Here is a 19,483-nt window from a genome sequence, read left to right as displayed (position 1 = left end):
TACTTGAATCCGCATTCGGATTCAAGATTGGGCTACGATGTGCACATGCTCCCCCCTGATCCTGGAACCGAACAGCCCGCGCGGCCGCAGTCGGCCGGGACGCGTACCCGGCGTGGCATGCGCACTCGTGACGCCCTGGTGGCCGCGGCCCGGCGGATCTTCGAGCGGGTCGGCTATCTGGACGCCCGCATCGTCGACATCGCGGCCGAAGCCGGAGTGGCCACCGGCAGCTTCTACACGCACTTCACGTCCAAGGAGGACGTGTTCGCCGCCGTCCTGGCGCGGCTGCAGGACGAGATGCTGCACGCGGGAGTCAGCGACGGCGGTGACGGCGACGGCGGACGCAAGGACCTGTGGCGAGGGGTCGAGGAGGCCAATCGCGCCTACCTGGAGTCCTATCGCCGCAACGCCGGCCTGATGGCAGCCATGGAACAGGCCGCCGCCGTCGACCCGCAGTTCGTGCGAGTGCGGCTGGAGCGGTCGCGCGTGTTCATCGACCGCAGCGCCGCCTCCATCGCCCGCCTGCAGCAGTCGGGCCTCGCGGATCCGGAACTCGACCCGGACATCTCCGCCCGGGCGCTGAGTGCGATGGTCAGCCGGCTTGCGTACGTGACCTTCGTCCTGGGCGAATCCGTGCCCTTCGACACGCTGGTCGAGACCGTCACCCGGCTGTGGACGAACGCGCTGCGCATGCCGCGGGACTGAGCCCGGCGCCGACGCACCCTGTGATCCGACTCATAGCGGGACCGTCACGGCCGGTGGTTGACGACGGCGCCGCGCACCCGCAAGGTTTACCGCCAGCCGGCTGGTGAGCAAGCGCTTAGTTAGCGATGAGAGGTGTCCGATCATGAAACGTCGCATGTTCGAAGCGGATCACGAGGTCTTCCGGGCTTCCGTACGGGAATTCCTGCACCGCCACGTCCACCCGCGCACCGACGAGTTCATCGAGGCGGCCGCGATCCCGCGCGACATATGGATCGAGGCCGGCAAGCAGGGCTTTTTGGGGCTGGAGATCCCCGAGGAGTACGGGGGCGGCGAGGCGCGCGACTACCGGTACAACACCGTGCTGGCGGAGGAGCTGGCCAAGGTGAATGCGGCACTCTCCTCCTGCCTGGGCATCCACACCGACATCGTCGCGCCTTACCTGGTCGATCTGACGACCGAGTGGCAGAAGCGCCGCTGGCTGCCCCGCTTCTGCTCCGGCGAGATCGTGACGGCGATCGGGATGACCGAGCCCGGCGGCGGCTCCGATCTCGCGGCCCTGCGCACCACCGCGGTCCGGGAGGGTGACACCTGGGTGCTCAACGGGTCGAAGACCTTCATCACCAACGGCTACTCGGCCGACCTCGTCGTGGTCGCCGCACGGACCAGTCCCGAGAAGAAGGCTCATGGCATCACCCTGTTCGGCGTGGAGACGGGGATGGAGGGCTTTACCCGTGGGCGCAAGCTCGACAAGGTGGGGCAGACCGAGTCCGACACGGCGGAGCTGTTCTTCGACAACGTCCGGGTCCCCCACGCCCATGTCATCGGCGAAGTCGATCGGGGCTTCGTTCACATGATGGAGCGACTGCCCCAGGAGCGCCTCGGAGGGGCGGTCGCCAACCTCGCGCACGCCGCGCAGATCCTCGAGGAGACCATCGAATACACCAAGCAGCGCAAGGCATTCGGCCAGCCGATCGGCTCCTTCCAGTACAACAAGTTCGTGCTTGCCGAACTGGTGACGCAGATGGAGGTGGCCCAGGCGTTCGTCGACCAGGCGGTCATGGCACACAACGACGGCGAACTCACCGCCGTGGACGCGGCGAAGGCCAAGTGGTGGTCCGCGCAGGTGCAGAACGACGTGCTCGACGCCTGCGTCCAACTGCACGGCGGCTACGGCTTCATGAACGAGTACCGGGTGGCCCGGGCCTGGCGCGACGCCCGGGTCACCAAGATCTGGGCCGGCTCTAACGAGATCATGAAGGAACTCATCGGCCGCGACCTCGGTCTGTGACCGCACCGCTTCGGGTGTCGGCGTGCCGGTCGCCCGGACCCTGACCAGGGGCGGACGGCCGCGGCGGGACCAGGTGCATGCCTTCGGCGGCCGCAGCAGGCGCCCCACGGGACTTGGCGCAGATCTGGGCGCCGGAGGAGCGGTAGAGCTGGAAGCCGTTGGCCGCGACGGCGGCTGAGGCGTCGGGCTGCGACACGAACGTGGAGTTGGCGCCGGTGAGGGTTCCTCGCTGGCGACTGTGGCCCGGCCCCGGCGGCGGAGCAGGAATCAGTGAACCTGCGCGGCCGGGCCGCATGAAGTACGTCCTGTTCGACGTGGACGGCACGTTGATCGACGCGGTGAGCAACCAGCGCCGCGTCTGGGGAGCCTGGGCGAAGCGATACGGGCTGGATGGGCACGAGGTCTACCAGGTGGCTCTGCGGACGCGGCCGATGGAGACGTTCGCCCAGGTCGCTGCGGGCCGGGATCCGCACGAGTGCCTGGCTGCGCTGCATGAGCTGGAAGACGAGGACGTCCGCTCCGGCGTCTATGCGGCTTTCGACGGCGCGTCGGAGCTGCTGCACGGCCTGTCACCGGGGTCCTGGGCGCTGGTGACCTCGAACTACGAGCACCGCGTGCGCGGCCGTTTCCTGCGAACGGGCTTGCCGGTGCCGGACGTGATCGTGGACGCGGCCGCTGTCGGGGAGGGCAAGCCCTCTCCCGTCCCGTATCTGCGGGCCGCTGAGCAGCTCGGCGCCGCGCCGGGAGACTGCCTGGTCATCGAGGACGCCCCGTCAGGAGTGCGGTCCGGGCTTCGCGCCGGGATGACGGTGTGGAGCGTGAACGCCGCCGTTGCGGTGGAGGGTGTGCATCGCCACTTCATCAGTCTGCGCGAATCAGTCCCTCACATCCTGGCCTTCGCGTCCGCTCCTCCCGGGAATGCCGCCGCCTGAACCTGGCCGCCGGCATCAGGCAGCACTGGAATGATCTTCGTGTGGGCTGGAGTGATCACGGCGTCCGAGCCGTCTTGGATGGCCCCGTTCACGGGGCTGCGCCCGCGCTGTTTCGGCAAAGATCACCGCGTTGCGACGGAGTGGCGCGGACGGCGCACGTCGGGGACGGCCGTGGAGCCTGCCCTGGAGCCGGTTGCCCATGAGCTGGGGGAGCGATGCGAGAGGTGGCCCGTGGGGGCCGTGGCGGTGCTGGCGGACGCCACCACGGCTGGGATGAGAGTCCCCGGAAACCACTGGTGAGCCTCTGCCTGTCCCCGGCTATCCTGCCTCGTCCGAACAGGCCAGGGAGGTCCCTCACCATGTGCAGCACCACGTCGCCCTTTCCCGAGCGGATCGAGCTCTCGGGAGAGGGTCTCGTCCTCCGGGACTGGACGGAGGCGGACCTGGCCGCGATGCCGGAGCTGTTCGACCACCCCGACATCGCGTACTGGACACCGATCGTCTCCCCCTTCGACGAAGCGGCCGCCCGCGCACGGCTGGACCGGGACCGGCAGCTGCGGGCGGGGGGCACGGCCATCCTGCTCGCCATCACCGTCGACGGCGGCCCACCGCTCGGCGAGGTGATGCTGAGGCGTGCTCCCGAGGGCACGGAGCTCGGCTACGCGGTCGGCCCCGCGCACCGCGGCCAGGGGCTGGCGGCGCGGGCGGTGCGGGTGATGGCCGCGTACGCCTTCGAGCAGCTGGGCGCGGCACAAGTGATTCTGGAGCTGGAGGCCGAGAACGCCGCCAGCGTCGCCGTGGCCACCAAGGCGGGCTTCAGACTCCTCGACGTGCCGCTGATCACGGGTGAGGAGAAAGGACGGCCCTACGCCCTGCAGACGTGGGGTCTGGACCGCCCCTGATCCTCAGCCGAAACAGCTGTACCCGGCCGCTGCCGGCGCGGCCGGGACCCCTTCGGGGTCTTTTCCGTCATGGGGACCCCGTCCCCGGCCGCGTGCCCGCTCGCCCTTGGGCGTGGGCCGTGCCGGTGGCCGCCTTCGGCCGCTCGGAGGAACGCGTCGGCCCCCTCCGGGTGCCTGTCACCCGCCCGCATCCGTTGTGCCGGCCAGGGGCCTGACGCCGCTGCGCAGAGGGGCACCCACCCCGCACGACCGCCCACCCCGCACGACCACCCATTCCGACCGGCTCCGCGACGAGCTTGCTCGCGTGCAAGAGCGTGGCCGGGCCGAGGCGGACGCAGAGAAGATCGTGCTTGCGTCAGACGCTCTTGCACAGGTTTTTCTCGAGCGCGCCGGCTTCGATGCCGGGCCGGATACGGCCGTGTGGTGGCGGGTGGTGCGGCGACTGGACGCGAGCTCTTTCACCCGTTTGGTGACGGAGCTGAGAACCGCCTGGATCATCGAGACCGACGACACCACGCTGATCAGGATCTGTGCGAAGGCACCACTATGAGCCGCCGGGCGGTCAGCTGCCGGCGACGGCAGAAATCGCAGAGCCGAACTGGACAGGTCGGTCGCCGAGCTGCTCAGTCGGCCTGACCAGCCGCCCGCAACGGGCATCCGGTGCCCACGCGCGCGTCGAGTTCGGCCCGCAGGGCGGCGAGTTCGACCATGCGCGCATCGATGACCTGGATCTTCTCCTTCAACAGCGCAGACAATGCCTCGGCGGCATCCGGCGCGTCGCGCAGTTCCTCGCCGTGCCGTGCGATCTCGGCGAGGGAGAAGCCGAGCGTTTGTGCGGTGCGGACGTAGTGCAGCCAGGGCACGGTCTCCAGAGGGAAGTCGCGGTAGCCGTTGGCCAGACGCCGACCAGTGACGAGGCCGATCTTCTCGTAGAAGCGAATGGTGTCCTTGGTCATACCCGCTTGCGCGGCCAGCTCTCCGATACGCATGGCCCTCCGCCGGATTGTGGACTTGACCTTGGAGAGTACTCCACTGTTTACGGTGAGGCGTCGCTGCCGTGAGACCAGCAGGAGCCTTGCCGTGATCCGTCCTTTCATCGCTTCCCACCGCGCCTATCTTCGCGTCGTACGTGCGAGTGCCTGGTACGACCTCGTCGTCACAGCGGGATTCGCGACGCCGTGGACCTACGTGCTGCTGCACGGAGCACTGTCGTCGCTGGGGGGCGCGCTCGGGCTGGGCGTCCTTCCCGCTCTCGACCCGATGCAGACCCTGTACGCGAATCTGATGGGTTCGGTTGTAGTCGTCTGGGCACTCTTGCGGATCGTCGAGCCGCTGCCGGTGCACGGACTGCTCGACGGTGTCGCGCGCACGCTGTTCGCCATGTGGCAGTCGTACGCGCTGGCTCACGGTGTCACGCGGCTGCTGTGGCTTTTCTTCGTTGTGGAGGTGGCGTTCGGTGTCGTTCAGCTTTTGCCGTGGTGGCGGGCTCGCACGGACATCACTGGCGAGCCCGCCGGTCCAGCTGGCGAACACCCGCTCAGCATCGAGGCCCAGTGACGCCCGCATCGGGTCAGGGGCTGTACACGGGCCGGCCCCCGCCCTTGAGTACACGGGCCGGCCCCCGCCCTTGTCCTTCGTCACGCTCAGCCGGCACCGTAGTCGCCGATCAGGCAGGGCGGTTCACTTGAGATGGATCATCTGATCGTCGGTCCAGGGCTGCCGTCTCACCGTCCTTTGGCAGGCCCGCCAGTCAGGCTCGCGGTCCACCTGTTCACCAGCGGCCTTCCAGCCCGAGGGGCCACCCTTCGGTGGACGTCGCACGTGGTGCCGCTCGCCGCGAAAGGTGACCACTCGCAGTTCCACCGGCCGGGAAGAGTCCTCGGCCGGGCCGAGTTCAGGAGACCGCGGACGTCAGGTATGTCAGGTATACCCCTTGCTCGCAGTCGGCCATCTTCCGCAGCGTCCAGCGGCCACGGACGGTCGGGGAGGAGAAGTTCGACTCGGCGTCGTCCTTCTCCACCTCACCGTCCTTCGGGGTGTATCCGGCCTTGGGGAGCTGCTTGTGCAGAAAGGCCAGGGTGGCGTCGAAACCGCTCCGTACGACTGTGGCGACGATCAGCCGGTCGCCGTTGCGGTGCTCCACCGACGTCACGACCGCGCCCTCGGGCACCGGCAGATCTGCCGGGAAGTCCTTGGGAAGCGGCAGTGAGGCGGCGGTGGGGCAGCCGCCGGGCGCGTAGGCGGCCGTGTACGGCGTCGCACGCAAGGGCCCGGCGTTCCGGGGCGCGGGCGAGCATCCGGTGACGGCCGCCAGACCGAGGACGGCGCCGACCAGCACGGCAGCCGGGGCGAACGGCTTCACCTAGCGGCCTCCCTTGGACTTCTTGTGCTTGCCGGCGATCACGGCGTCGTACGCGCCGTACAGCGTGTCGCCGGAGGACTGGCGGGCGATGGAGGCCAGCGCGTCGTAGTTCTGCGCGCCACCGGTGGTGCAGGTGCCGGTGCAGCCGTCGGCGTAGGCGGCGAGCACGCGGCCCTGGGCGTCGAGGGTGACGTCGATGAAGTCCAGGAGGTTGCGGTCCTGGCCGCAGGTGGTGCCGCCCGTGCAGATGGACCCCCTCTGTACCGGGTCGGTGGGGGTGGCGTCGACAGTGACCCAGGACTGGCCGCCGTCGTAGGTGGTGGCCACGTACAGGTGCCAGACGCCCTTGAAGTTGGCCGTGTCCTGGTAGTTGCCCCCGGTCGTGGTGCCCAGGAAGGCGAAGGCGGCGCGGTTGTCGTCGCCCGCGATCACGGCGGGGAAGACGATGTTCTCGATGCCGAGGGACGCGCCGACGTTCTGGTCGTACAGCCACGTCTTGCCCTTGTCGTGGCTGACGGCGACCCGCGCGGTGCCGTCGCTGTCCTGGTAGCCCATGTACGCAGTCCCACCGGCGCCGATTCCCACGCTCGGGTCGGAGTCACCGGGGGTGCTGGACGTGTTCTTGCGGACGGTCCACGTCAGCCCGTTGTCCTCGGACACGGCTACGGCCTGGTTGCCGCCGCAGCCCTTGTTGGGCACGTACACCGTACCGTCCGGGGCGACCTTCACATGCCCGTGCAGGCCGCCACAGTCCAGCAGCGAGTACATCGGAATGGCGGGCCCGTATGTCAGACCGCCGTCCCGGCTGGCCGCGCAGGAAGCGTCGGCGATGTCCTGGGAGCAGTAGTAGACGGCGTTCGGGTACGACGTGACGGCGCCCGGCTCGCCCGTGGTGAAGGGGCCGCCACCGATGGTCTGGTGGTCCACCCCGGAGTTGATGCCCGAGCCGCCTGTCGGCGTCCACGTCTCGCCGTCGTCGTCGGTGTAGCAGGTCAGGGCGGTCTTTCCGGCGAGCTGCGACTCGAAGGTGCGGTGGGTGGCCGGGTCGGTGAAAAGGATCGGGTCGAGGCTGGTGGTGCTGCCCTGGGGACAGCCGTTGCCCGCGTCGGCGCTCTTGTCCTGCCAGGTGGCGGCGCCGGCGCCGTCGTAGGTGACCTTGAGCGTCGAGGTGTACGCCTGGAACATCGCGGCACCGGTTGCGCGGTCGACGCCGATCGAGGGTTCGCCGGCGTTGTGCGCGTCCTTGATGCTGTCGGGCGCCGAGGAGTTCGCGTACATCGGCGGGGTCGCCGTACTCGGCGGCGGATTGGCCGGATCGGCGACCAGGCTCGCGGTGCCGGTGAAGCTGTCGCCGAGCGGGGCGTACGGCACCACGCGCACGGTGTACGTCGCCGTCACTGCCGGGAGCAGCACGGTCTCCGGGTCGCTGGAAGAGGCGGAGGCGGCCACCTCACGGCCGTCCGAATCCAGCACGTACAGGTCGAAGTCCGCGGCGGAGTCAGGCCACTTGACATCAACGCGCAGGCTGTGACCGGCGTCGTAGCCCACGGGCACTGACACCTTCAGGGTGTAGTCATCGCAGAGTTGCGCATTTCCGCAGCTCACCGTCCCGGCAGTACCGGAGACGTTCGGGACGGCGAAGGGACCGGCGCTCCACGTGGTCGTGGGCGCAGTGTCGCTGACCGATCCGGAGAGCGGGGTGGCGGCGTCGGCCGGCACATTCGGCAGGGTTCCGGCGATGAGTGCCAGCAACCCCACGGCGAGCCGCCCCCGCGACCGCGGGCGGCGGTGAAGACGGAGTGTCGAGAGGAGAGCCACAGGTACCTCGTGGGTTCGCGAGTCGGACCAAGGGGGGTGGTGCGTAGTGGTACAGGTGGTGCCTTCGTCTGCTCTACGAGGAGGCAGGCGGCGTCCGTCGCGGGAAACCGAACTGTTTTCGAAGCGGGCCGGACAGTGCGTACGGGGTGCACCAGAAAGGAGTGTGAACACGGCTTGACGTGGATCAAGCCGTCGTTCCCGTGGATGTGGATGGTGTACCGCTGCGGGGTAGGGCACCAAAGAAGGGCAGGAGACCGTCCTCGCCCTCGAAGTCCACTGCGCACCGCCGCGGCCGCGGAGCTGGGCATCGAGGTGGAGACCGTGAGCACTCCGGCGCAGGCACTGGCCGGAGCCGACCTGGTGTGCACGACGACGGCGGCCAGGGAGCCCGTCGTCCAGGCCCCGGACCTCGCACCTGGCGTGCACGTCAACGCCGTCGGAGCCTCCTTCAGCGACCATCGCGAGCTGTCCTCCCAGGCCGTGGCGGGCGCGTCCTTCTTCGTCGACAGCCGGGAATCGGCTCTCGCCGAGTCCGGTGATCTGCGCGCACCGCTCACCGAGGGCCTGGTGGGACCCGACCACATCCGGGCCGAGCTGGGCGAAGTGCTTCTCGGCACCCGTCCCGGACGCCGCGAGGACACGGAGATCACCGTCTTCAAGTCCCTCGGCCCCGGCGTGCAGGACACCATGTCCGGCTTCGCCATCGCCGAGGAGGCCGCAGCCCGTGGGCCGGGCCGCACCTTCGAACTCGACTGACCGACACCCCCGGGACACAGCAGAGGAGAACGACCGCAGTGAGTGCTCAGTTGCCCGTGCCGCGCGCCGTGCTCGACGGCATCCCGGCCTACGTGCCCAAACCGCCGCAACCGCCCGCCACGGGCACGTCGTACCGGCTCTTCCTCAACGAGAACCCCTGTCCGCCGCTGCCTTCGGCCCTGGAAACGATGTCCGCGGCGGCATCGCGCACCAACCTCTACCCGGGCCTCTTCCCGGAACAGCCGACGGACGCCCTCGCCCGCAAGCTGGAGGTCCCGCACACGCATGTGCTCACCGGTCCGGGGTCGGTCGGCATCTACCAGCAGATCGGGCAGGCCATGCTCTCGCCGGGCGACGAAGTCGTCTACGCCTGGCCCTCGTTCGAGGCCTTTTCGATCGCCGTGCGGATGGCCGGCGCCCTTCCGGTCGAGGTGCCGCTCAGCGACGAGACCCATGACCTGGAGGCCATGGCCGCGGCCATCACACCGCGGACCATCATGGTGCTGCTGTGCGAGCCCAACAACCCCACGGGCACCGCCGTCGGCGCCGCCGAGCTCAAGCGGTTCCTGGACCGGGTGCCGAGCCATGTCCTGGTGGTGCCGGACGAGGCGTACTTCGAGTTCTACCAGGGAACGGAGGCGCCGGACGGGGTGGAACTCCATCGTGACCGGCCCAACCTGGTGGTGCTGCGCACCTTATCGAAGGCCTACGGGCTGGCCGGGCTGCGGGTCGGCTACGGCGTGGCCCACCCCCCGGATCGCCGAGGCGATGCGCAAGTGCGCCGTGCCGTGCGGGGTGAGCCGGATCGCGGAGCAGGCGGCCCTGGCCGCACCGAACGCGGAGTACGAAATCCTGCACCAGGTGGACCGGATCATCGCCGAGCGGGAGCGGTTGCGGGAGGCCCTCGGCCGTCAGGGCTGGAGTGCCCCGCCCAGCGAGACCAACTTCCTCGGGATGCCGCGCGGCGCGGACTCCGACCGGGTCGCCGCCGCACTCGAGCAGCGAGGGCTGCTGGTGCGCACCTTCTCCGGCGCCGGTCTGCGGATCACGGTCGCCCGCCCGGAGGCGAACGATCTGCTGATCGCGACCTTGGAGGACCTCATATCGGGTCGATGACGGTCTTCCGCAGGTGCCCGTAGACCACCGAGGTGCGCACGTCCGCGAGTTCCTGTCGTTCGGTCAGCTTGTCCAGGACCACCGAGTGCAGATGGTCCGTGTCGCGAACCGCCACATGGAGGAGGAAGTCGTCGGTGCCCGTCAGCACGAAGACCGAGATCACCTCAGGCATCCGCGCCACGAAGGCCTGGAACTGCTCGATGAGCGCACGAGTCGGCGGCCGCACCCGCACGGCGATGATCGCCTGCAGTCCCCGGCCCAGCGAGGTGAGATCCACCTCGGCGTGGAATCCGAGCAGCACTCCGCGCTCCCGCAGGGAGCGCACCCGCTCCAGGCAGGTCGAGGGTGCGATCCCCAACTCCTGTGCAAGGTCCCGGTTGGTGCGCCGACCGTCTTGCTGGAGAAGCCGCAGCAACGCCGAATCAAGTTCGTCCACGTTCCGTCACACCCCATCGTCGCCGAATTATATTCGACAAGCATGCCCTAGTTCCCGTGTGATTGCTAGCATGCCCGCAATTGTTCCGTCCATGATTCGTTTCTGTACGTTGCGCGCCGGGCGGAGTCGGGGAGTACGGGCGGAAGGGGAGATCGACGGTGGACGAGCGGAGGGGGAGGGCCTGGGCGATCTGTGCCGTCGTGGCGGCCGCGCTCTTCTGGAGCAGCTCTTATGCGGTGACCAAGCAGGTGCTGGCGGACGTCGGGCCGCTGAGCATCGGGGCCATCCGCTTCACGATCGCCGCCGGCCTGCTCGCGGTCATGGTGCGCGTGCGCCGCAACCCGGTGGCACGGCCGGAGGCCCGGCAGCGGCGCATGATCTACCTGAGCGGCCTGCTCGGTATCACCGCCTACTTCGTGCTGGAGAACATCGGTGTGGAGCTGTCGACGGCCTCCGACGCCTCCCTGATCGTGGCCACGTACCCGCTGATGACCATGCTCCTGGAGCTCGTGATCTTCCGGACCAGGATGCCGCTGCCCCGGGTCGGCGGTGTGCTGCTCGCCACCGTGGGCGCCTTCCTGGTCGTGCGCAACGGGGCGGAGGTCGGAGGCGGCGAGCGCTGGCTCGGCGATGTCCTGCTGCTGTTCGGCGGGTTGGTGTGGGCCGGGTACAACGTGCTGGCCAAGTATGCGGGCCGCGGGCAGGACTCGGTGAACCTCACCTACTACCAGACCGTGGCGGGCGCCGCCGGCTTCCTGCTCGCCTCGTGCCTGGAGATCGGCGACTGGCAGTCGCCGGGCGGGACGGCCTGGCTGCTTCTCGCCTATCTGGCCGTGGCATGTTCCGTCGGCGGCTTTCTTCTGTACAACTACGGCCTGCGCCACATGACGTCGAGCGTCGCGGTCAACATCCTCAACCTGGTGCCGGTGTTCGGAGTGCTCGGGGCCGTGGTGATCAACGGAGAGACGGTCCGGCTCCCGCAGGCCTTCGGCGGCGCGATCATCATCGCCGGTGTGGCGCTCGGGGTGGTCGAGCGCCGAACGGCCGTGGAGAAGCCCGCGATTGTCGAGCCGGTCTCGGCCGGCGAGCGCGCCTGAACGCTCCGCGGACCACTTTCCCACCGAGGCCGCACCGGCGACGCATCAGGTTCAGCGAGGCCCACAGCGCATGCTTTCCGGCCGGCGCCGGAACGGCGCCGGCCGTTCATCACGAGGTCGTGGGCGGCGGCGCCACTCGTCGGGTGCTTAGGGCCTCCGCCGCGCCTGTGCCCGAGCCGGCCGTTCAGCCCGGGGAAGGGCGTCCATGACGAAGACGACCGACGCGTCGTGGTTCCCTCCGTGCCGGCCGGAGGCCACTCCTCCGCCGGCACTGGACGGGGACGCGATCCAGTTGTTCTGCCTGGCCCACGCCGGGGCCGGCGCGTCGGTCTACCGGGACTGGCCTGCGCTGCTGGCTCCAGGTATCGAGGCGGTACCCGTGAAGCTGCCGGGACGGGAGAGCCGCCACAGGGAGCCGGCGCTCGATACGGCCGCGGAGCTCGTCGGCGGACTCGAAGGGCCCCGTGGCGGGCCGCGCAGGAGGGAACTTCGCCCTGTTCGGGCACAGCATGGGCGCTCTGCTCTGCTACGAACTGGCGCATGTGCTGTCCGCGCTCGGCAGGCCTCCTAGACATCTGTTCGTCTCGGGGCTGGGTGCGCGGCACATACCGCCTACGGGGCCACGGCTGTGCGACCTGCCGGACGACGAGCTGGTGACGGTCATCGCGAAGCTGGAAGGGACGTCACCGGAGGTACTCGCCCAGCCGGAGCTGATGCAGCTCCTGCTTCCCTTGTTCCGCGCGGACCTCGAGGTCTGGGAGACGTACATCCACCACCGGGGTCCCCTCCAGGTGCCGATCACGGCGATGGGCGGGCGCCGCGATCCCGGCGTAGGCCTGGACCTGCTCAGCGCGTGGGGGAGCCTGACGTGCGCGGAGCGGTTGCTGAGAGCAATGTCGCTCCATTCCTGTGCAAAGTGGCGGAAATCCATTGCGGGTTAACCTGCGAGTTTCACTCGGCGCTCGAAGTCGACTACCTCGCCCCGCGAGACGTGGAGTTGGGTGACCCTGAGCGAGCCGCCGCGGCCGCCCGGTCGGCTCGTGTGCACGGCTGTCACCGAAGGACTGTCGTACACCACGGCGACAAGGACTCCCAGTACACCAGCCTGACGTTCGGTCAGCGATCCGCCAAGTATGATGACGTGCCTGTTCCGCAATCAGGGAGATGCTGTGGGGGATCAGGGATTTCGGGTCCATCCGGGCGCGCTGAAGTCGTACGACCAGGTCATCCAGGCCCAGGCCGAGCAGATCGCGCGGATCCGGACGAGTCTGGAGTCGGTGCCGCTGTCGTCGACTGACTTCGGCAAACTGCCGAACGCGCACAACCTTTACGAGGCGTACCAGGAGCACGTGCAGGCCGAGCGGGACAACTTCACCGACCTGCTCGAGATCCTTCGCGACACCTGCGAGGGTCTCCAGGACTCGGCGATGAACTACGAGAGCCAGGACGTGCACATCGAGGCCTCCTTCGGAGGCGGACGGTGAGTGGCGGCACTTTCCAGCAGGCGGGCGACGCGTACAAGTGGACGCGGGACTTCGTCGACGAGCCGTTGATCCCACTTCCGGAGATCGAGAATCCCGTCGCGGACGGCTTGGACGCGGGTCTGGACAGCATCGTCAAGGCGGCGCTCGACTCCACCGGGCTGATGGACATGCTGGAGGAGGTCACCGGCAACCTCGCCGGACTCACTGCGGCCGCCCATGAGTGGCAGGCCCAGGCGAAGGCGATGCGGGCAGTCAGCACCGCTCTGCGTGAGGGTGGCGGCACACTCGCCGGGCAGTGGGAAGGCGTTGCGTCGAATGCGTTCGGCAGGCACATGGGCCAGGTCGTCGAGGCCATCGACGGCACCGCCAAGGACATGGACGAGATCGCACAGATCATCAGCCAGGCGGCTGCCGCCTGCCAGCTCGCCGAAAACATGATCATCGAGATCATCCGGGAGGCGATCGAGGCGCTGATCGTCTCGCTCGCCGCGATGATCGCCGTCGACATCCTGACCCTCGGCCTTGCGACGGCTGCCGACGCCCTCGTGGCGGAAGCCGAGATCGCCGTGTTCATCGCGCGGGTGGAACGGGTCTCCGCCCGCCTGGCGAAGACGCTGGAGGAGCTGATGGCGGCGGTCCGCAAGATCAAGGAAGCCGGCAAGTCCTTCCGTACCATCAAGGACGGCCTGAAGGCGGCCAAGGCCGTGCGGAAGATCGGCGGCATGGGCAACAGGGCCAAGAGCATCAGGGACTTGGTCCGCTCCCCGTCGATGGAGAACCTCGGAGAGTTCGCGGCCGCCAGGGGCACCAAGGCCGTGTACGGCACCGCCAAGGGCGTCATCGCAGGCGGAGTCGGACTGGTGGTCGGCGCCGACGGCCCGACGAGCGCGGTCAAGGACGGGCTGAGCAAGGATCCCGCCGTCGACGCCGTGACCGGCCAGCTCGACGGCCGCAAGAACGAGGCCCCGTACCATGTGCCGAAGACACGGATCGAGGAGGACTTCGGATGAGCGCCGGCCAGTACGGCCCGCCACAGCCCATCTTCGAGCCGCACCTGTACGGCGTCGGCTCCCATGTGCCGTTGATCGCACCGTGGCTGCAGCCGCACGAGCGACTGCTCGGGATCGTCGACGTGAAGCTGAGCGATCTGATCCGTCGCACCCTCCCCCGCGAGTTGCGGCCCGGCAAGCGGTGGAGGGGCACGCTCGGCGCGGTGGACGGCGCCGCCGAAGGTGCCGAATCGGCCGCGGATGCCGTAGAGAACTTCGACTTCGGCATCATCCGCAGGCTCCGACGCATCGTGCGCGGGGCCGGTCTCACTGGCGGATGGCAGAGCATGGCCGGCCAGTTCGCGATCGCTGTGCGCACCGGACCCCGCACCCCGAGCACCTACGACAACGAACAGGTGCTGCTGGTCTTCACCGACCGCAGGATCCTGCTGATGTGCACGGTCTCTGCCAAGAAGGGGGCCCTTCTTGGCAAGGTCCCGCCCGGAACGCAGCTCAAGGAGGCCCGGCGTCTGGGCGAGATACTGCCGGGACAGCTTCGCAGCGTCGCCGTTCGGCATACATGGCTCTCGGAACGCGTGGACCTGCACTTCGCCGACGGCTCCCTGGCTGCGGTCGAGGTCGCCAAGGAGCAGGCCCGGGCTCTGGAGGCGCTGAGTCAGGGCATCGTCCCACCCCCGCGACCCTGAGCCGACGCGCCAGTGGAAACGGGGCGCGTCTTGGTACGGATCCTGCCCGGCGGTCAGTGAAGGCCCACCATCCTGAAGTGGCTGGTCACGGTGGCGCTGTGACCGCGTAGGTTCGCCGGGTCGGTCGTCGGGGCGGTTGGATGTGCGGTGACCTCCGATCCGACAGCTGGGGGCGCGGTGGCTGGGCCTGTTCGTGTGCACCGGCCTTTCAGACGGTCACCACCCGCCCCACAGGCTCGGGCTGGGCCTGTCAGGGGCACCCCGACCGGGTGCACGCCGGCTACGACCGCACCCACGGGGTGCGCTACTTCCACGGCTGCTACTCGGTCGGCGACGACACCTTGTGGGGAGTGAACCGCCGTAAGAAGGGTGCCGCCGACACGCTGGCCGCCTGCGGGAGGACCTGCGAATCATCCGGTCCCGGCGCCCGGCGCAGGACATCGGCGCGCCGCTGCCCTGCCCGATCCATGTCTTCGCCGGCACCCGCGATCCCCTGGTGGACCGGACGGCCGCGGCGGGATGGAGCCGGCACACCAGCGCCGGCTGCTGCGAGTTCACCGGGCTGCTGCCCAACAGCCTCTACACCGTGATGTCCGTACGGCGTCGCGACCTGGACCCCTCGGGGCCGGTGCGGCCGGGCCCGCTCGGGGTGCCGAACGTGCTGATCGCCGACCACAAGGGCAACGGCAGCTACCACGCGCGCATGCCGAACCCGTTCCCCGACCCCGAGGTCGCGGCCGGTGACCGGATCATGGACGTCGTCCTGCTGTGGATGAGTTACCAGCAGAACTACGTGGGCGCCATCGGACGGTTCGGCCTGGGCGGCGACGTCCACGCCCAACTCAAGCTGCGCGGACCGAGTTTCGCCGAGTTCGTCACCCACGCCTGACAGGCACCCAGGGAAAGGAAGTAGGAAGTGGAGACGAAGGTGCCGACTCAGCGATCCTTCCGAGATGTGCTGGGCCGCTTCACCACGGGGGTCGTCCTGGTCACGGCGCAGACCGAGGCCGGGCCCGCCGGAATGGCGGCCAACTCCTTCACTTCGGTGTCCCTCGTGCCCCCGCTGATCGCGCTGTGCGCGGCGCACACCTCGACGACCTGGCCGGCGATCCGCGCGGCCGGGGGCTTCGCGGTGACCATCCTGCGCGAGGACCACGAGGAGGTCTGCCGGACCTTCGCCACCCGAGGCGCCGATCGGTTCGCCGGCCGCGACTGGGTACGCACCCCGGCCGGGCACCCCCTGCTGTGGGGCGGGCTGGGCTGGCTGGACTGCGCCATCGAGCAGATCCATCCGGCCGGCGACCACGAACTGGTCGTCGCCAGGGCCCTGGAGTGGTCCACGGCGGGCGGTCCGGAGGCCGCCTCGGGGGGCCCGCTGGTCTTCCAACTCCGGGCGCTACGTACGGCTGGCATCCTGACCGGAAGACCCTCAACTGCCCCATGACGGACGGGACCTGGTCCCGCAGAAAGGCACGAGCAACGATGAGCTACACCGGTGACGTCCAGGCCGGCGGCCCCGGGGACACCCGGGAGACGACCGACCTTGTGATCACGAAGGTTTCGGTCGGCGAGATCGACAACAACGTCTACCTCCTGCGCTGCCGGACGACCGGCGAGCAGCTGCTGATCGACGCGGCGGCCGAGCCGCGGACCCTGCTGAACCTCATCGGCGACGGAGGTCTGGCCACGGTGTTCACCACGCACCGGCACTGGGACCACCACCGGGCCCTCGCCGAGGTGGTCGCCGCCACCGGAGCCCGCTCCCTCGTCGGACGCGACGACGCACCCGGCGTCCCGGTCGCCGACGTCCTGGTGGACGACGGAGACACCGTGCGGGTCGGCGCCGTCTCCCTCACCGCCATCCATCTGGTGGGTCACTCGCCGGGCTCCACCGCGCTGCTCTACCGCGACCCGCAGGGCCACCCGCACCTGTTCACCGGGGACAGCCTGTTCCCGGGCGGCATCGGCAACACGGAGAAGGACCCGGCGCGGTTCGCCTCGCTCCTACACGACGTCGAGACGAAGATCTTCGACCGGCTCCCGGACGACACCTGGGTCTACCCGGGCCATGGCAAGGACACCACGCTCGGCGCGGAGCGGCCCGCCCTGCCGCAGTGGCGGGAACGGGGCTGGTGACGGACGAAGAAGAAGAACGGCAACCGCCGGGCGGTCTGCGGGGGCCGCACAGCGCCGCCGGACATGCGGCGGGTGGGGCGCACGTACCGTGACGAGTACCCGTTCGCCTCAACCTACGAGGGCGGCAGGAAGCTGCCCGCCTCGCAGCGTGAGACTACGTGGGTGAGCACGAACGAGAACAACACCCAGGGCGCCCGGATCACGAGCTGGCGTCGGCCGATGCACGTCATGGACCACGACCCGTTGTACGTCCTCGCCTGACGGTCTGCCAGGCCGGGCCGTACGGCAACATGGGGTACCCCCGCGAGCCGGGGGTGCCCCCTCCGCGTGAGGAAACCACGATGATCACCGCTGAGACCACCCTGACGCCGGAGACCGGCGAGTACGGCTACCTCCTCGCGCTCGGCGAGGACTACGAATGGCCGCCCGAGTGGCCTTACGGCCGGCGGTGCGGGCCCATCGGCAGGGACACGGCGCACATCCTCACCGACACCGATACCGGCACCATCATCATCACCGTGCAGACTCACGACGGGCCGCCCCCGCCCGAGACCGACCCAGCCTGGGGCTCTGCGGAAGAGATGAGCCTGCACGCCACCGAGGACACCCCCGTCATCTACATCCTCGGCAGCGGTGACTTCGAAGAAGCCGAACCCGAAGACGCCCCGCTCCAGCTGCCCACCGACCATGTGCCGGCGTGGATCCGGATGCGCCTGTACTGCCGCACCGCAGACCCCGAGCCCGGCGTCGGCGACCGCGGCGAGCGCCACCTGATCCAACTGTGGGCCGCCCCGCAGCAGCCGCCGGTACACCCGCAGCCGACCGAATCCGATCTCACCCAGCGCCGCGGCTACAAGGAGGACTTCGACCGGAGCGCCGCCGCCTGGCAGCAGTAGCGCGCCTCGACCGGGACGTGCATGGCGCAACACGTCCTGCACAGCTGTGCCGGCCACCGTGTGGCGCGCCCCGCACCTGTGGCGCGGTGCGTGCGGGCAGACGGCCTCGGCTCCCAGGGATATGAAGCGTTCCGGATCGGCCACGACGAACTGCGCGACCGTGAGCGGGTCAGGACAGCGCTGGCTCACTTCTTCCGCGCCGGCAGCTCCAACCGAGACCCCGGCTGGCATGGGGCTACTCCGGATGCCGAGTGCAGTGTCCGGACGGCAGTGGACGCATGCCGGTACCAGTTGCCGCAGGGCGTCGGGGCCCGTTGCCGGGTTGCCGGGCGGCAGCGGCCGCTCTTGGCCGCTGCACAGCAGTCGCCGGTGTGGGCAGCGTCGATGTTGGCTTTGTTGAGGCCGTACTTGGTCGGCCAATCCGGTTGTGGACCGCCGGTATTCGCTCTGCCGCCGCTCGACCTGGCGCCTCTACTCGTCGGCGATCCACCGGCGAATGACGGCTAGCTGCTGTACGGCCTGCTGTTCGACGAGGCGGCGGGCGAACCGCAGCATATCGAGACGGGTCAGCGGTCTGGGTGCGTTCGCATATTCGATATTAGGGGGTGTGTTGCCCACCAGCACCAGAAGGGGGGCGAGTGACAAGGAGCCGGGCATGCGGGATGACCTGTGGATCCTCCGAGCCCTCGGCATCGACCCCGCCAAGCTGGACCCAGCCCCCGACGGGCCGCTGCGTTACTCCGGCGCCCGCGACCAGGGGCACGGCGGAAGCGGCTGGTCATGCCGCCTTCGCGGGCTGCTTGAGGGCCGAGCCTGGATGGCCGCCGGCCGAGCGGGCTAGCGCAGGCATCGGCGTCGCACTCGGCGCCGTTGTGTCGACGAGCGGATCGCCGGGGACATCGGGGAAGGTCATGCTGCAGGCCTCCCGTGCACCTGAGGCGCTTGATCTCTGTCGTTGCCCCCGCAGGCTGTCAGCGCCGATGCCGCGGCCATGACGACGATGCCGGCGGCCGCAGCGCGGGGCAGCGGCCTGATGCCGGCGATCCCTGGTCTTCACTCGTTCGGGCGTACCCGGTCGTGCGAGCGCGCATGGTCTCGTTGCTCAGGCCAGGCCCGGATTCCCCCGAGGATGTGTCACTTCCGTCGGGTGGCTCGGAAGGCGTGCGGGTGGCGAAGGCAGTCAGCATGGCCCGGGAGGCGGCGGGTCGGCGCGTCCGCTGCAGGGGGCGCCCGGCTCATCGGCCGGCTCATCATCCGGTTCCACGACACATGGAGGTCACTATGCGAATAAACCGCCTGTGCGGCACAGCCGTCGCGACCATGGCGCTCGCCGTGGCCGGACTCACCGCTCCGGCCACGGCGGCGGTCCCGGCCACCGGACCCGACGCCACCTTCCTCAAGATGATCCACCAGGGCAATCTCGCCGAGATCGCCACCGCGGAGGATGCCCAGAAGCACACGGCCAGCACCTGTGTGAAACAGGTAGCGGACATGCTCGTGCGCGACCACACCAAGTTCGATGCGGTGGTCGTGGCGCTGGCCCACAGCAAGGGCATCATCCTGCCCTCCACAGCTTCAGCCGACCAGCAGAAACAGCTCACGACGCTGAAGTCCCTGCACGGAAAACGGGACTACAACCGGATGTGGTTGCAGGGCCAGGACACGGGCCACCGGCAGGCCCTTGCTCTGATCGACAAGGAAGTGTCCTCCGGCAAGGACGCCAAGATCCGCGAGGCCGCCCGGGCCGCCCGGGCCACAGTGGCAATGCACCTTGAGGCGGTCAGGGGCGGGACCTGCCATACCGGCATGGGGCGGACAGGCACCTGAACCCGACCGCCGGCACGGGAGGCGGCAGTCGG

24 protein-coding genes and 3 pseudogenes are annotated in these 19,483 nt (G+C 69.3%); 22 read left to right on the top strand and 5 right to left on the bottom strand.

What is annotated here, in order from left to right; genetic code table 11:
• Positions 1-117 precede the first annotated feature (117 nt).
• The 6 genes and pseudogenes from ABZ876_RS13105 to ABZ876_RS13080 all read left to right on the top strand — a co-directional run bounded on the left by ABZ876_RS13105 (position 118) and on the right by ABZ876_RS13080 (position 4,377).
• Positions 118-705: a TetR/AcrR family transcriptional regulator gene (locus ABZ876_RS13105; RefSeq protein ID WP_361778739.1), complete on the top strand. Its 588-nt coding sequence runs from the start codon at positions 118-120 to the stop codon at positions 703-705.
• 142 nt (positions 706-847) lie between these two features.
• Positions 848-1,993 (top strand): acyl-CoA dehydrogenase family protein, encoded by a 1,146-nt coding sequence (locus tag ABZ876_RS13100; RefSeq protein WP_361778736.1) that lies wholly within the window; start codon positions 848-850, stop codon positions 1,991-1,993.
• A gap of 293 nt (positions 1,994-2,286) precedes the next feature.
• A complete protein-coding gene (locus ABZ876_RS13095) occupies positions 2,287-2,925 on the top strand; it encodes an HAD-IA family hydrolase (protein ID WP_361778733.1) in 639 nt (212 codons plus the stop codon).
• A gap of 30 nt (positions 2,926-2,955) precedes the next feature.
• Positions 2,956-3,109: pseudogene (locus ABZ876_RS13090) on the top strand (IS5/IS1182 family transposase); the annotation flags it as partial.
• Positions 3,110-3,284: 175 nt separating this feature from the next.
• A complete protein-coding gene (locus tag ABZ876_RS13085) occupies positions 3,285-3,827 on the top strand; it encodes a GNAT family N-acetyltransferase (protein ID WP_361778730.1) in 543 nt (180 codons plus the stop codon).
• A gap of 304 nt (positions 3,828-4,131) precedes the next feature.
• Positions 4,132-4,377: a hypothetical protein gene (locus tag ABZ876_RS13080; protein WP_361778727.1), complete on the top strand. Its 246-nt coding sequence runs from the start codon at positions 4,132-4,134 to the stop codon at positions 4,375-4,377.
• Positions 4,378-4,450: 73 nt separating this feature from the next.
• On the opposite strand, the gene ABZ876_RS13075 is transcribed toward ABZ876_RS13080, so the two are convergent.
• Complete coding sequence (locus ABZ876_RS13075; protein WP_361778724.1) at positions 4,451-4,816, bottom strand: MerR family transcriptional regulator; 366 nt, start codon at positions 4,814-4,816, stop codon at positions 4,451-4,453.
• A 91-nt stretch (positions 4,817-4,907) separates the two neighbouring features.
• On the opposite strand from ABZ876_RS13075, the gene ABZ876_RS13070 reads away from it, so the two are divergent.
• On the top strand, positions 4,908-5,384 hold the full coding sequence (locus ABZ876_RS13070) for a hypothetical protein (protein ID WP_361778721.1): 477 nt from the start codon (positions 4,908-4,910) through the stop codon (positions 5,382-5,384).
• A gap of 337 nt (positions 5,385-5,721) precedes the next feature.
• Here ABZ876_RS13070 and ABZ876_RS13065 read toward each other — a convergent pair whose 3' ends face one another.
• Positions 5,722-6,189 (bottom strand): hypothetical protein, encoded by a 468-nt coding sequence (locus ABZ876_RS13065; RefSeq protein ID WP_361778718.1) that lies wholly within the window; start codon positions 6,187-6,189, stop codon positions 5,722-5,724.
• The gene (locus ABZ876_RS13060) at positions 6,190-7,947 is read right to left on the bottom strand and encodes a sialidase family protein (RefSeq protein WP_361778716.1); all 1,758 of its coding nucleotides are present in this window, start codon (positions 7,945-7,947) and stop codon (positions 6,190-6,192) included. It abuts the gene before it with no gap.
• Positions 7,948-8,211: 264 nt separating this feature from the next.
• Here ABZ876_RS13060 and ABZ876_RS13055 point away from each other — a divergent pair, with 264 nt between their 5' ends.
• Positions 8,212-8,763 (top strand): hypothetical protein, encoded by a 552-nt coding sequence (locus ABZ876_RS13055; protein WP_361779052.1) that lies wholly within the window; start codon positions 8,212-8,214, stop codon positions 8,761-8,763.
• Between the two features lie 38 nt (positions 8,764-8,801).
• Positions 8,802-9,879 (top strand): annotated as a pseudogene (locus ABZ876_RS13050) (histidinol-phosphate transaminase).
• Here ABZ876_RS13050 and ABZ876_RS13045 read toward each other — a convergent pair.
• Positions 9,863-10,315, bottom strand: coding sequence for an Lrp/AsnC family transcriptional regulator (locus ABZ876_RS13045; protein WP_361778713.1), 453 nt, complete (start codon positions 10,313-10,315; stop codon positions 9,863-9,865). The pseudogene ABZ876_RS13050 and the gene ABZ876_RS13045 sit on opposite strands and share 17 nt — an antisense overlap.
• Positions 10,316-10,473: 158 nt before the next feature.
• Here ABZ876_RS13045 and ABZ876_RS13040 point away from each other — a divergent pair, with 158 nt between their 5' ends.
• The 11 genes and pseudogenes from ABZ876_RS13040 to ABZ876_RS12990 all read left to right on the top strand — a co-directional run bounded on the left by ABZ876_RS13040 (position 10,474) and on the right by ABZ876_RS12990 (position 17,624).
• The gene (locus ABZ876_RS13040; protein WP_361778710.1) at positions 10,474-11,412 is read left to right on the top strand and encodes a DMT family transporter; all 939 of its coding nucleotides are present in this window, start codon (positions 10,474-10,476) and stop codon (positions 11,410-11,412) included.
• A gap of 205 nt (positions 11,413-11,617) precedes the next feature.
• Positions 11,618-11,983, top strand: a complete 366-nt coding sequence (locus tag ABZ876_RS13035; RefSeq protein WP_361778708.1) for a thioesterase domain-containing protein — start codon at positions 11,618-11,620, stop codon at positions 11,981-11,983.
• Positions 11,877-12,353, top strand: coding sequence for a thioesterase domain-containing protein (locus ABZ876_RS13030; RefSeq protein ID WP_361778705.1), 477 nt, complete (start codon positions 11,877-11,879; stop codon positions 12,351-12,353). Before ABZ876_RS13035 ends, ABZ876_RS13030 begins: the two co-directional genes overlap by 107 nt.
• Before the next feature lie 228 nt (positions 12,354-12,581).
• Positions 12,582-12,896, top strand: a complete 315-nt coding sequence (locus tag ABZ876_RS13025; protein WP_361778702.1) for a hypothetical protein — start codon at positions 12,582-12,584, stop codon at positions 12,894-12,896.
• Positions 12,893-13,906: a hypothetical protein gene (locus ABZ876_RS13020; protein ID WP_361778699.1), complete on the top strand. Its 1,014-nt coding sequence runs from the start codon at positions 12,893-12,895 to the stop codon at positions 13,904-13,906. The genes ABZ876_RS13025 and ABZ876_RS13020 overlap by 4 nt, the downstream gene beginning before the upstream one ends.
• Positions 13,903-14,592 carry a hypothetical protein gene (locus ABZ876_RS13015; RefSeq protein ID WP_361778696.1) on the top strand — a complete coding sequence of 230 codons (690 nt, stop codon included), beginning with the start codon at positions 13,903-13,905 and terminating at the stop codon, positions 14,590-14,592. The genes ABZ876_RS13020 and ABZ876_RS13015 overlap by 4 nt, the downstream gene beginning before the upstream one ends.
• 224 nt (positions 14,593-14,816) lie before the next feature.
• Positions 14,817-15,046: pseudogene (locus tag ABZ876_RS13010) on the top strand (IS630 family transposase); the annotation flags it as partial.
• Positions 15,047-15,088: 42 nt separating this feature from the next.
• Positions 15,089-15,481: a hypothetical protein gene (locus ABZ876_RS13005; RefSeq protein WP_361779082.1), complete on the top strand. Its 393-nt coding sequence runs from the start codon at positions 15,089-15,091 to the stop codon at positions 15,479-15,481.
• 39 nt (positions 15,482-15,520) lie between these two features.
• Positions 15,521-16,036 carry a flavin reductase family protein gene (locus tag ABZ876_RS13000; RefSeq protein ID WP_361778693.1) on the top strand — a complete coding sequence of 172 codons (516 nt, stop codon included), beginning with the start codon at positions 15,521-15,523 and terminating at the stop codon, positions 16,034-16,036.
• Between the two features lie 38 nt (positions 16,037-16,074).
• Complete coding sequence (locus ABZ876_RS12995) at positions 16,075-16,728, top strand: MBL fold metallo-hydrolase (protein ID WP_361778690.1); 654 nt, start codon at positions 16,075-16,077, stop codon at positions 16,726-16,728.
• Positions 16,729-17,069: 341 nt separating this feature from the next.
• Complete coding sequence (locus ABZ876_RS12990; RefSeq protein ID WP_361778687.1) at positions 17,070-17,624, top strand: hypothetical protein; 555 nt, start codon at positions 17,070-17,072, stop codon at positions 17,622-17,624.
• 471 nt (positions 17,625-18,095) lie between these two features.
• Here ABZ876_RS12990 and ABZ876_RS12985 read toward each other — a convergent pair whose 3' ends face one another.
• Positions 18,096-18,281 (bottom strand): hypothetical protein, encoded by a 186-nt coding sequence (locus ABZ876_RS12985; protein WP_361778684.1) that lies wholly within the window; start codon positions 18,279-18,281, stop codon positions 18,096-18,098.
• Between ABZ876_RS12985 and ABZ876_RS12980 the strand changes: the two genes are divergently transcribed.
• Entirely contained in the window at positions 18,280-18,465 is a 186-nt protein-coding gene (locus ABZ876_RS12980; RefSeq protein WP_361778681.1) for a hypothetical protein, read from the top strand. The two genes, ABZ876_RS12985 and ABZ876_RS12980, sit on opposite strands and share 2 nt — an antisense overlap.
• A gap of 440 nt (positions 18,466-18,905) precedes the next feature.
• Positions 18,906-19,451 (top strand): DUF4142 domain-containing protein, encoded by a 546-nt coding sequence (locus ABZ876_RS12975; protein WP_361778678.1) that lies wholly within the window; start codon positions 18,906-18,908, stop codon positions 19,449-19,451.
• Positions 19,452-19,483: the final 32 nt, after the last annotated feature.

The organism is Streptomyces sp. NPDC046931 (assembly GCF_040644655.1).
Lineage (GTDB): Bacteria > Actinomycetota > Actinomycetes > Streptomycetales > Streptomycetaceae > Streptomyces.
Note: the sequence above shows the minus strand (reverse complement) of the source record. Positions and strands in the feature narration are given on the sequence as shown.